Source organism: Sphingobacterium sp. UBA1897, assembly GCF_002337775.1.
Classification (GTDB): Bacteria; Bacteroidota; Bacteroidia; order Sphingobacteriales; family Sphingobacteriaceae; genus Sphingobacterium; species Sphingobacterium siyangense.
In genome coordinates, this window is sequence record NZ_DDGR01000027.1 from 304,529 (window position 1) to 317,310 (window position 12,782).

Sequence of the window (12,782 nt, forward strand, 5' to 3'; positions counted from 1 at the left end):
TCATTACAATCTTTCAATATTCGATATCTTACTTTTCATTTCTTCAAGTTCAGCACGCGATAAACGTTGCTTTTCAGAATAGCTATCTGCATGTTGCTCCCGCAATTTGCGTAGATCCTTTCGGCTATCTGCTTCATAATCGTTTAGGTCAAAGGTAACAGAGTCGGTCGTTAAATTGGCGATACGATAAAGCGTACGCATCGTTTTTCCATCTTTTGTATAGGAAACCTCATACACATCACCCACCTTTGGATCTTTCAGGTATTTCTCCTTCTTTTTTGCACCGTAAATTCCTGCTATAACAATAGCAGATACAAAAAGCCCAATCAGAACTAAGCCCGCAAAATATCCAAAAGGTGTTTTACGGATAGCTCCCGAAGATATGGCCTGAAGTGTTTGTGGGTTGATTTCACGTTGGTAACTCAACTTTTTGCAATGATTACAAATGGTAATGACCTCCGAACTATAGAGAAAAACGGGTATCCAAAAAACATGGAAATATTTAATTTGCCTGTAGGCAAAAAGGGATTGAACTGTTCCACAATAATCGCAGTTGCCGATTGCCGATTGCGATTTATTAGCTAAAACTTTTGTTCTTGTGCCAACAAGAATCATCGTGTTAACGTTTTAATTCACTATCATGGACACACAAGAACATTGCCCTTTCTTATTCGAAAATACAAGGATTTACAATCCGTGCGTTGTCGTTTACGATTCGCACCTACCAATCAATATTCTGACAGGCAACATATTGCAAAGAAAACAAGAAGATATTCCGAAAAGAAAAAAAACTTGCTGCCCCAGCTACTCCTCACCTATAAAGACCGTATCTTATCATTCTGACTCAAAAATTACAAAAAACAAAAAAACAAAGTATAGTTATCAGGTAGATTTTATATATTTGCATTAACATTTTTTAACACATGAAACAGCATACAGATAATATCCTTAAAAAACGAATGTCCTAAGGGGATGTTTTTACAGGTAAATTTCAAATATCTCCTATAACCCAACTCAAACAATAAACTCACTATTATAATTAGTATGGCAAAAAACAACATAAATTTTGTCGTAATGGCCGCGCTTTGTCTTAGTACTAGCGCACTATACGCACAAACCACTATAAAAGGAAAGGTAGTCGACAACAATAATAATCCTATTCAAGGAGCTACAGTTACCGAAACAAACAGTAAAAAACAGGTTCAAACAGATGTAAATGGACTATTTGAGTTCCCTTCGACCGGAAGCTCACTTAACATCAGCATTCAATATATTGGCTTTGAAACTAAGACTGTTCAAACCAATACTACAGGTTTCACCACGGTTCAACTTCTGCCAACGACTTCTCAACTGGACGAAGTTGTTGTGACGGCATTGAATATCTCGAAAGAAAAAAAGACATTGGGATATTCTATTCAGGAGCTGAAAGGAAAGGATCTTTCCGAAGCAAAAGAAAGTAATTTAGTCAATTCACTTGCTGGAAAGGTTGCAGGTGTTCAAGTCACAAATAGTCAAGGTAATATGGGGTCCTCCCGGATTATTATCCGTGGAGAAACATCAATTGCAGGAAATAATCAGCCATTATTTGTGATCGACGGAACCCCCGTTGATAATTCCCAGTTGGGTACGAGCGGTAATCGGGATTATGCCAATGCAATCTCAGACATCAACAGTGAAGATATTGAATCGATCAGTGTACTAAAGGGCCCCAATGCTGCTGCATTATATGGTTCAAGGGCCGCTGCTGGGGTAATTTTGATTACGACAAAATCTGGAAAAAAACGCAAAGGACTGGGAATAAACATCAATTCAAATAATACAATCGAACGACTCGCCGTTTTACCCGATTATCAAAATGTTTTTGGACAGGGTGCCGATGGAAAATTCAGCTATGTAGATGGCAAGGGCGGGGGTATCAATGATGGTGTGGACGAAAGCTGGGGTCCAAAGATGGACGGCAGACTGATTCCTCAGTTTTATTCCAATGGTGAAGCCGTGCCATTCGTAGCACACCCGGATAACGTCAGGAGTTTCTTTGGCACGGGAAGAACCTTAAATAATGGCATTTCAATTGCCGATGCGACTGAGAAGATTGATTACCGTTTCTCCTATAATAACAGCAATCAAACGGGGATTGTTCCCAATTCTTCTATTGAAAAAAATAATTTCAATATCAATACCCGTTATAAAATCACAGAAGATCTAACACTTACTGCTAATGCAAACTATGTGCGTACGAATTCTGGTAATTTACCTGGTGTAGGTGGTTTCCGTTCTAATGGTTACATGTTACAATTTACATGGTTTGGAAGACAAGTGGATGTTTCGCGTCTAAAAAATTATCGGGATGCTAACGGCAATCTAGTCAATTGGAACAATAGTTATTATAGCAACCCGTATTTCATTGCGGAAGAGAATACGGTTCAGCAACAACGCGACCGCATTTTTGGCAATATTGGTTTGAACTATAAAATCAATAAGTATTTGACGGCAAACTTCCGTACGGGCAACGATTATTATACAGATCGACGCAAAATTAGGATCGCATATGGCACGAATGGTACGCCCTATGGATCTTACGAAGAGGACGCATACACAGTAAATGAAAATAATACAGAGTTTACGCTGAATTATAACCGTCCCCTTTCCAATGATTTCACATTGGATATCCTAGGAGGTGGAAACATACGAAGCCAGTCCCGACAAAGGAATAACCAGAAGGCACCGCGTTTGGCAGTACCAGATGTATATACACTGGCAAACTCAAGAGATGCTTTAATTTCAACAGGTGAATATAGTCCTTTGAAAGCTTACAGCATCTTTTCTTCCGCGCAATTGGGGTATAAAAATTATGCCTTTTTGAATTTGACGGCACGTAATGATTGGTCCTCAACCCTACCTGTTGACAATCTATCTTATTTCTACCCATCAGCAAACGCAAGTATCGTACTGACAGATGCTTTCTCCATTCAAAGCAATGTACTCTCTTTTTGGAAATTACGTGGAGGATGGTCTAAAGTAGGTAAAGATACCGATCCGTTCAACTTGATCGATTCTTATCTTTTTAGCGCTCCTTACGGAAATAGTCCACAATTATCGGTCAATGACATTAAGAAAAATCCAGATTTAAAACCGGAAACAACAACCTCTACTGAATTAGGTACCGAGTTGGCATTCCTCAAAAGTCGGGTACGTTTGGATCTAAGTTTATACAATATCAATAGTATCAATCAAATCCTAAGCGTCGATGTAAGCCCTTCAACTGGTTACAAAAAACAACTAGTCAACGCCGGAAAAATCAACAATAAAGGGTTGGAAATTCAACTCGGAGTTACCCCGATAAAAAAACAGGATTTTCAATGGGACATCAATGTAAATTTTGCTACAAATAAAAGTAAAGTGGTAGAATTAGACGATGCGGGGTTGCTACAAAGCTATACGATCGGTTCTTCGGGAACGGTGCAGGTTTTGGCTGCAGTCGGAAAACCTTATGGAACTCTCTATGGAACCGGCTTTTTAAGAAATGAAGCTGGACGTATTATTGTCAATGCAGATGGGACTCCTGCTACTGACCCTGTCAACCATTATTTTGGAAAATTTACACCGAACTGGTTAGGTGGAATTACCAATCAATTCCGTTACAAAGATTTTGATCTGAGCTTTTTGATCGACATCAAACATGGTGGAAAACTGTATTCTGGCACGAATGCCACAGGTACAGGCACAGGGGTATTAGCCTCTACCCTTCCTGGAAGAGATGCTGAACATGGTGGCTTAAGCTATACCCTGAACGGTATAACATACGATGACGGTATCATTGCAGATGGTGTGAATGCAGATGGCTCAGAAAATACAAAAGTTGTTTCGGCACAACAATATTATAAAACATTATACAGAACCAATGAAGCAAATGTATTCGATGCGTCTTATGTCAAATTACGCGAAGTAAAATTAGGCTACCAATTACCTAATCGCTGGATTTCCAAAATTGGTTTTCAGGGAGCATCTTTCTCTTTAGTAGGTCGTAATTTGTGGATTATTCATAAGAATGCCCCCAATATTGATCCGGAAACAGCTTTTAATACAGGAAATGCCCAAGGTTTGGAAAGTTTGCAATTGCCCACTACGAGAAGCTTTGGTTTCAATTTGAACCTGAAGTTTTAAGAAAATGGAACAATCGAATTAAAAAAAGAACAAAACTTACGGATTTATACAAATAACTGGCAATCAACATCTACAAAGCAAATAAGGCACAAGTACAGTTGATAACAGATAATTGATAAACAAATAACGATTAGAAAATGAAAATAAATAGCAAACATATAGCAGGACTTTTTCTCTTACTAGGTCTAACGACGTCCTGTAAAGACGAGTTAGCAAAAGTAAACCAAAATCAGAATGAAGCGGAAACTCCTCAGCCTGCCTACCTGCTAACCAGTACAATTAAGACGACAACAGATAGCTACTGGGGTATAAGTAACAACCTCGCGTCTAGCCTTTTATTTGTTCAACATTGGGCGAGAATACAATATACTGATCCCGACCGTTACATCTTTACAAATAATGATTTTAACGAAGGTTGGTCCACTTGGTATTCGAAAAGCATAAGTCAGTTGAAAATCATTCAAAAACTGGCGGAAAACACAGGAAATGACAACTATAAGGGGGTAGCAATCGTCCTACAGTCCTGGGTATTTTCTTTACTTACAGACGCTTATGGCGAAATACCTTACACAGAAGCCGGAAACATTGACGTCTATCTTACACCGCATTACGATACGCAAGAGAAAGTATACACAGGCTTATTAAACGATCTGAAAAGTGCTCAGGCTTTATTAAATCCGAGTGGAAAAAATATTGAAGGAGACATTATTTATAATGGTAGCATCGCGCAATGGAAGCGTTTTACAAATGCACTTCGTCTACGCATTGCTTTACGTATCGCAGATCGATTACCAAATCTCTCCAAAACAACATTACAGGAGATTGCCGCAGAGGGAAGTGGATATTTGACCTCAAATGCAGACAATGCACAGCTTATCTACCGCGACGCACCCTATCGCAATCCGGTCAGTGCATCGTTTGAAGCACGGGAGGACTATAGAGTGAGTAAGACAATTGTCGACAAACTGCGCTCACTCAACGATCCGCGTTTGGGTATTTATGCCGATACGACCACTACCTCAACGCCAGAACAATATATCGGAGTACCAAATGGTTTAACGGCAAGTGACGCTAGTAACTTGGGCTTCGCTCGCACTTCAAGACCAGGTATCTATTTTAGAGATCCACATGCTCCAGCAGTAATCTTAAGCTTTTCGGAAACACTTTTTGGTTTGTCCGAAGCAGTGAGCAGAGGATTTATCACAGGTGATGCAGCAGATTATTACCAAAAGGCAATCCGTGCTTCTTTGGAACAATACAACATTGGCAATGACCAAATCGTTAGCTACCTCAGCCAGACAGCCATTAAGTTCGATTCCAACCGCTACAAAAAATCCATTGGGGAACAAAAGTGGATTGCCTTGTACGGACAGGGCTTAGAAGCCTTTGCAGAATGGCGTCGGTTAGATTATCCGCAATTAACGCCTGCGAAGGCCGGGGCTTTAAACGGCAAAATTCCTTTGCGGTTTCTGTATCCCGGAACCGAACAATCACTCAACGGAACGAGCTATAAGGAAGCAATCGCACGTCAGGGCAGCAATACTTTACTCACTAAATTGTGGTTTGATGTAGAATAAATGTAGGTTAAAACAATTTTAAAAAAGCGGAAGAAGTTATTTTTCCGCTTTTTTCTGTAGATTTCTTATCTTCGTATAGCACTCTAAAGAATAAAATGTTATGGACGATCAAACATTAGACAGAATAGACCAACTTAGCGAGGAAGGAAACATCCAATGTGATGAAGGCAACTATCAGGCGGCGATCCGGGTGTGGACCGAAGCACTTGATCTAGTCCCTAGTCCACAACATGTTCATGCGGAAAGTCTTTGGCTCGAAGCTTCCATAGGAGATGCCTTTTTCTTACTGGACGATTTTGACAATGCCCTTTCCCATTTTGAAAAAGCAAAACAGAACATTATCGAAAATGCCTACGAAAACCCTTTTATCATGCTACGCTTAGGACAGTGCTATTTGGAAGACAACAATAGCGAGTCTGCCCAGGAATATCTTCTTCGCGCCTATATGATGGAAGGAAGAGACATTTTCGAAGATGAATCGCCTAAGTATCTTAAATTTTTAGATGACAATATCGATTTGGATTGATCATAATCCGTTAAAACGAATCGATTACTTCACCAACTTCCATAGGGAGATCCGACTCAAGAATGGAGGCTCCTTCCGCAAATATGGCCCTATACTTTTCGGTGCGTTCTGCCTTTGTCTTCAACTTATCGTAGGTAGACGCCGCTGAAATCATGCACATCACACCTTTGTTGTTGAAGAATTGATACATTGCCTGATTAGAATCCTTTAGTTCTGGCCCAATATAGACAATCATACGGTCGTAGGGTAATCCAGAGGATTTAAATTTTTCCAATGCAGCCTGATCTTTAATATGCATGGACATATACTGTTCTGGATTCTGCGCCAAATAAAACGCTACCTGTTCAGTATTATGTACCGTAACCCACACCCAACTGTAGGCATTGTATTTTTTTAGTATTGCTGCTGTGGCCGCCAATGGCAAGTCTTTCTTATCTAAGTTCAGAATGGTTTTACCTTTTGCCCATTGAATGACTTCATCAAGTGTGTTAATACCATACCGGGTAATATTTCCAGCCTGATCCTTTAATTTCAGCTTATGCAGTTCATCCCAGGTATAGTCAGATACTTTTCCTTTTCCATTTGTGGTTCTATCCAATGTCGCATCGTGCATCAAAATAGCAACACTATCCTTGGTGTAACGCGGATCGATTTCAAAAATAGCCGGTGTTTTTCGTAATACGGCTTCAAATGCCGCAATCGAATTTTCAGGAAGTTCAGCCTCCATCGTTCCCCGATGACCACTTACAATTTTTTTATCTTTAGCATAGGTAAAATAATCACGCATCGCCTTTGGAGAAGCAAACTCAAGTGAATGGATTTTTTGTCCGACGACTACTGAGTACGACGAAACAAAAAGAAAAAAAGTGAAAAATGTTCTTCTCATGGATTTATAATTACGTTAAAATTCTTAAGCCTTTGATACACAAAACAACATGCTAAACTAATCATCCAAGATCAATAAATCTTTAACAAAACATTCAATTCATGTAAACAAGCTAGTCTGTAAACATGAGCCTAGCAGATCAAACTCATCCACTGTGGCAAAATGTACCTGAAAATCACTGTATACCATCTCTAAAAATTAAAAAAAAATATAATATAGCTGTTGGCACAACTATAAAATAAACTATATTTGCGCATTAATTTATATTTGATCTAAATAAATTACCATGAAAAACAGAACACGATATATGATGTTCAGCAGTGGAATTCTTTTGCTTTTAAGTGCTCAGCTACATGCACAAGAATTATCCCTTATCGTAAAAGACAGAGACAATAAACCATTAAGCCAAGCGAATATCAAAGTTGACGGAAAAAGCGTCGGCTATTCTAATCAACTTGGACAATTCATTTTTGCCAAAAGACCTTTGAATAATCCGATTCAATTGCGGGTATCATACACAGGCTTTTCAACGGTTGAAAAAATGGTCAATTTAGATACCGTTCAACGTCCATTGTCAGTTCAGCTTAATTCTACCCAAGTGTTAGATGAGATTATCGTAACAGCAGGACGTAAGCCGGAAAGCATCTCCACTGTTCCTTCTTCAGTAACGATCTTGACCACAAAAGAAATTGAGGCCCAAAGCCAAATCAGCACCAATCTTTCAACAATTTTAGGGAATACTGTTCCCGGTCTTGGAACATCGACCAATAAAGCGACAAACTCCGGACAAACACTTCGTGGGAGATCTGTGCTTGTTTTGATCGACGGTATTCCACAATCAACGCCTTTGATGAATGGACAACGTGATCTTCGGACCATTGACCCGAGTGTCATCGAACGGGTTGAGGTTATCAAAGGTGCTACATCTATCTATGGAAATGGATCCGCAGGTGGTATTATCAACTACATTACACGCAATCCATCGAAAGACGCTGCTCCGATACAAGGGATCACAAGTCTTAGAACTACTTTCAATCCAGTTCATAGCGCCGGTACTATGGGCTATCGCATCGGACAAACCTTATACGGACAAAAAAATAAATGGAATTATACCGTCAGTGGATCCGCCGATTATGTTGGCCTGCAACGCGATGGCGACGGAGTTCCCCTTGGTCAGACAGACGGTCTTTCGAACACCTATCAATACAATGCGTTTCTAAAAGCAGGGTACCGTATCGATAGTAGCTCCAATATCACAGCAGTGTACAACTTCTATCGAAGTAACCAACACAATAGATACATCAGCCAAACAGGTGTATATGGTCAAACGCCAACGATAGGCGTGAAAGGCGAAGATCCAGGTAAACCTGCTGGAACTCCGTATAACCACAATGCCATGTTGACCTATACTAAAAGTAATCTATTCGCGTCGACATCTTTAACTGCTTCTGCATACTACAATACATTTCGATCCATGAACCGTTATGTTGAGAAAGCTTCTGCATGGTATGGTCCGGGACAAACACAGATCAATTCGGAGAAAAAAGGCTTACGCGTTAACCTAAACACACCTTTTCAGGTATTGGGTTCAAATGCAGATATCACCTACGGTGTAGATTTACTAAATGATGTAACAGATCAAAATCTGACCGACGGCAGGGTCTATATTCCCTATATGAACATGTTAAACGTTGCTCCATACGCCCAAGTAAAAATTGATTTCCTAGAAAACTTAATCTTTAAAGGCGGTGTACGTTATGAAAATGCAACAGTCAAAATAAAGGATTTCAATACCATTGCTACAGGGCCCAACAACGAAGGAAGTATTGCCGTAAAAGGAGGTAATATCCCCTACAAAGGAGCGACCTTCAATGCAGGTTTGCGTTACAACAAATTCGCGATCTTTAATCCCTTCGTAAGTTTCTCACAAGGTTTCGCAATCAATGAACTCGGCCGTATTGTACGTCGGGCAACAGATAATGATTTAGATAGCCTAAAAACCGACCCTATTATCACTAATAATTACGAAATCGGATTCTCAAGCAATTACAGCATTTTCCAGCTATCAGCATCTTATTACTACAGTACTTCCAAAATGGGCGTTGAACTGGTGGACATTGGTGGTTACCTGATGCCACAACGCCTTCCAGAAGATGTGTATGGGTACGAAATTGCATTGAGCGCTAATATTTCGCCTCAATTGACCATCGGTGGAACCTATGCCTATGTGGAAGGAAAGTCAAAAAAAGAAGATGGATCAAAATCCTACCTCAATGGCTCACGTATCTCGCCAGACAAAGCAACGGGATACATCTACTATACTCCGATAAAACCCTTAACCTTTCAGCTCTTTTGGGTGCATACCGGATCACGTGATCGCTTTCTTCCAAACGATAAAGGCGTATACAAAAACAGCGAAGGCCCCGTTAAGACTGTTGACCTATTTAACTTAAATGGAAATTACCAAGTAAACAAACAATGGTCTATCGGCATGGGGGTAGAGAACTTATTCAATAAAAACTATTACCCTGTTGTCAGTCAATATCGTGCCTTAAATGAAGAATACGTCAAAGGACAAGGTATGCTGGCCTCATTTAACATCAACTACAAATTCTAATATGTTTAAAACTGTCATTCTTTGGTTGCATAAATGGCTCGGAATCATCACCGGAGTTGTGGTATTCATCCTAAGCCTGACGGGCAGCATATACACTTTTCAGGATGAGCTCAAGCTCTGGGCTTATCCTGAAAAATATTTTATCTCCGACACAACCAACCACTCAAAAACTCCACTACCTTTAAGCACACTTCTTTACAGCGCACAGAAAAGCCTCGAAAAAAATCAAAAAATCACGCGGGTTGATCTCTATCCTTCGAAGAATCGTACCTGGGTATTTCGTGCCATAAAAACGGACGAAAAAGCATTTGGCCATTGGAATTATTACCGCTATTACAAACGCGTTTTCATCAATCCATATACTGGTCAAGTACAGCAAGTAGAAAATTCAAAAACAGAATTCTTTCAACTGGTGCTTCAGCTTCACCTAAACCTCCTCTTGGGCAAGCAATATGGCCATCCTATCGTCGCCTGGTCAACGGCCATTTTTGTCCTTATCTTACTTAGTGGCATTGTTCTTTGGTGGCCAAAAAAATGGAAGGGCAAGAATCTTAAGCGCAGTTTTTGGTTAGATACCAAAGTAAAATGGAAGCGACTGAACCACGACCTCCACAATGTCATCGGATTTTACAGTTTATTTATCGGATTGATTTTTGCCATTACGGGCCTCGCATTTGCTTTTCCGGATTTCAAAAAGACCTATATCGCAACATTCAATTTATTGCAGTCGCCAACAGCTTCTTCCACACGCAGCTCCCCTATACCCTTGCCCCCTGTGGAAAAGAAATTTCAGGACAATGCGCTACGGTATGCCCTGACAAATTATCCGGATGCTGAAATGATGTCGATCCGACTAAAAAAAGAAACCGAAACAGCAATGGATATACAGGTGAGACATCATGAAAAACGAAGCGGTGTATTTGATTGGCTTTATTATAATAAAGAAGACAGCAGTCTTACAGCAGTCAAATCCAGCAACGAATTGCAGTATGGGGATAAGCTCGGTGCACTTAACTATGATATTCATACCGGTGGCATCGGTGGACTCACAACAAAAATTATCGCTTGCCTAGTTAGTCTCTTTTGTGCTTCCTTGCCCATCACAGGGTATATCATCTGGATAAACAAAAGCAAAAAGAAGAAAAAGAAAGGTTATCAACATAATGTTAATAAGTACTGTTAATAACTGTATTTTTCTTTTAAACAGGTTTTCAACAGCGTTATTAACATAATGTGGAAAACTAGCCTTTCCCCTATTTACCGACACCATCTCTTGTGCAATTTATAGGAATGCGATACACCATCTAAAAAAAACAACATACAAGACAAAAAGACGACAATCTTTAAAACGAGAAGATCCCAACGCTAAGCAGCGCAAACAGCGCTACACTAAAAAAAGGAAGCATTCTTCAACAGAAGGAAGCAAAGCACACAGCCAAAAAAGAAAGTCGCGCAAGAAAAAAGGAAAATCCGATACACAGAAGTGCACCGGATTTCTTAAATAACAAACCAACAACTAACATACTAAAGATTCGGATTTCGAACCGTCTCTTCGTATGGTATAGCAAATAAATAATAAGGACTGTTTTCTACAAAATTAGAACCATCAGGAAATTTAATAACCCGGTGCCCTTGACCATTAACCAGCTTAGGCTTACCGTCTGCACCCGCAATTTCTACTTGAATAGGTTTTCCCCCAGCATCAAGATAGGATTTACGCACAACCTTTCCCTGAGTCCGAAGAATATCCGACAAAGCAAATCCTTCACCCCAAAGTTCCTTGCGTCTTTCAACAAGAATGGCAGCAATTAATTGTCCATTATCATTTCCTGAAAACAGCTTAGCGTTTCTAGCCGTCCGTAATTTATTCAGCGCTGCTACCGCTTTATCGTTTTCACCAGCTCTTGCATAACCTTCAGCCGCTATCAAAACCATTTCAGAAGCACGCATGTATACAATATCTCCAATTAAATTGGACTTAAACTTAAACTTCTTATACCGTAGGAAACCTTCCCGACCAGGTAAATTATCCCATTCAAATAAAGCGTAACGCACATCACTGGTATCGAATAAATCTTTAAAATAAGGATCGGCCATAAAACTATAGTAATAAGATCCAGCTGACGACACATCCAAATAATGAAATGTATAACTTGCCACATTTTGCTCGTTAGTCTGCTGATGTCCCCAAATCCACTCACTATTTCCAAGATCATTAAAACCTGCCTGATAATCTGACGGAGTCATTAAATTATACTTCTGAGCTGCTTTTTCAGCATATTCCGCGGCTAGCTTCCATTCGCCTACCTGCAAATAGGTTCTCGCAAGCAGACCATACACGACATCCGCATTGATTTCGTATTTATCCGCTCTACTAGCAGAAGCCAACAAGCTTTCACTGTCTTTGAGATCTTTCAAGATAAGTTCATACACTTCTGCCTGTGTTGACTTTGATTTTCCTTCAGTCGACAATGTACTGGGTTCGGTATAGATCGGAACAGACTTGGCATTTTTATCTTTCAGATAACTGAACTGGTAAAAAGTCGCCAGGTTTAGATAAGAAAACGCGCGCAATGCTTTCGCTCTTCCCTTCAATACATGCTTGGTTTCGACAGATCCCTCAGCTCCATCCACTTTCGCGATCACATTATTCATATTATCGATCACTTTATACAGCATTATCCAAAAAGAATTAACGCGATTAGAACGATTGTTTGTTAATTCGGTAAATGCGTATGCGTCGCGATAACCATATTTGGTCGTCACCGCAACATCACTTCCCATTGCATCACTTGTACGCATTACCGCCGTATAACCTGGATTGGCATAAGTAAAATAGGTATCATTTAAATACTTCCAGGTACCATTGATCACCGTAGCAACATTGTCGGTATTTTTAAACACTTCACCTTCCGGCACAGAAGTGGTCGGATCCAACTCAAGCGCATCCTTACATGATGCATTCACTAGAGAGAGCGCCAAGATGATATATACAATTTTTAGTTTCATGAT

General features: G+C 39.9%; 8 protein-coding genes. 5 read left to right on the plus strand and 3 right to left on the minus strand.

The window, feature by feature from the left end; genetic code table 11:
- Window positions 1-3: 3 nt before the first annotated feature.
- A complete protein-coding gene (locus B4N43_RS19695; RefSeq protein ID WP_237241996.1) occupies window positions 4-426 on the minus strand; it encodes a hypothetical protein in 423 nt (140 codons plus the stop codon).
- 618 nt (window positions 427-1,044) lie between these two features.
- Between B4N43_RS19695 and B4N43_RS19700 the strand changes: the two genes are divergently transcribed.
- The 3 genes from B4N43_RS19700 (at window position 1,045) to B4N43_RS19710 (ending at window position 6,267) form a co-directional block, all read left to right on the plus strand.
- Complete coding sequence (locus B4N43_RS19700) at window positions 1,045-4,164, plus strand: SusC/RagA family TonB-linked outer membrane protein (protein ID WP_286735942.1); 3,120 nt, start codon at window positions 1,045-1,047, stop codon at window positions 4,162-4,164.
- 137 nt (window positions 4,165-4,301) lie between these two features.
- Complete coding sequence (locus B4N43_RS19705) at window positions 4,302-5,741, plus strand: SusD/RagB family nutrient-binding outer membrane lipoprotein (RefSeq protein WP_286735943.1); 1,440 nt, start codon at window positions 4,302-4,304, stop codon at window positions 5,739-5,741.
- 100 nt (window positions 5,742-5,841) lie between these two features.
- A complete protein-coding gene (locus B4N43_RS19710) occupies window positions 5,842-6,267 on the plus strand; it encodes a tetratricopeptide repeat protein (protein ID WP_120335308.1) in 426 nt (141 codons plus the stop codon).
- Window positions 6,268-6,277: 10 nt separating this feature from the next.
- Here B4N43_RS19710 and B4N43_RS19715 read toward each other — a convergent pair whose 3' ends face one another.
- Window positions 6,278-7,153 carry a glycerophosphodiester phosphodiesterase family protein gene (locus B4N43_RS19715; protein WP_286735944.1) on the minus strand — a complete coding sequence of 292 codons (876 nt, stop codon included), beginning with the start codon at window positions 7,151-7,153 and terminating at the stop codon, window positions 6,278-6,280.
- A gap of 286 nt (window positions 7,154-7,439) precedes the next feature.
- Here B4N43_RS19715 and B4N43_RS19720 point away from each other — a divergent pair, with 286 nt between their 5' ends.
- Together B4N43_RS19720 and B4N43_RS19725 are read left to right on the plus strand one after the other, a co-directional pair.
- Window positions 7,440-9,770 (plus strand): TonB-dependent receptor, encoded by a 2,331-nt coding sequence (locus tag B4N43_RS19720; RefSeq protein ID WP_286735945.1) that lies wholly within the window; start codon window positions 7,440-7,442, stop codon window positions 9,768-9,770.
- Window position 9,771: 1 nt separating this feature from the next.
- Window positions 9,772-10,953, plus strand: a complete 1,182-nt coding sequence (locus B4N43_RS19725) for a PepSY-associated TM helix domain-containing protein (protein WP_286735946.1) — start codon at window positions 9,772-9,774, stop codon at window positions 10,951-10,953.
- A 341-nt stretch (window positions 10,954-11,294) separates the two neighbouring features.
- On the opposite strand, the gene B4N43_RS19730 is transcribed toward B4N43_RS19725, so the two are convergent.
- Complete coding sequence (locus tag B4N43_RS19730) at window positions 11,295-12,779, minus strand: RagB/SusD family nutrient uptake outer membrane protein (RefSeq protein WP_286735947.1); 1,485 nt, start codon at window positions 12,777-12,779, stop codon at window positions 11,295-11,297.
- Window positions 12,780-12,782: the final 3 nt, after the last annotated feature.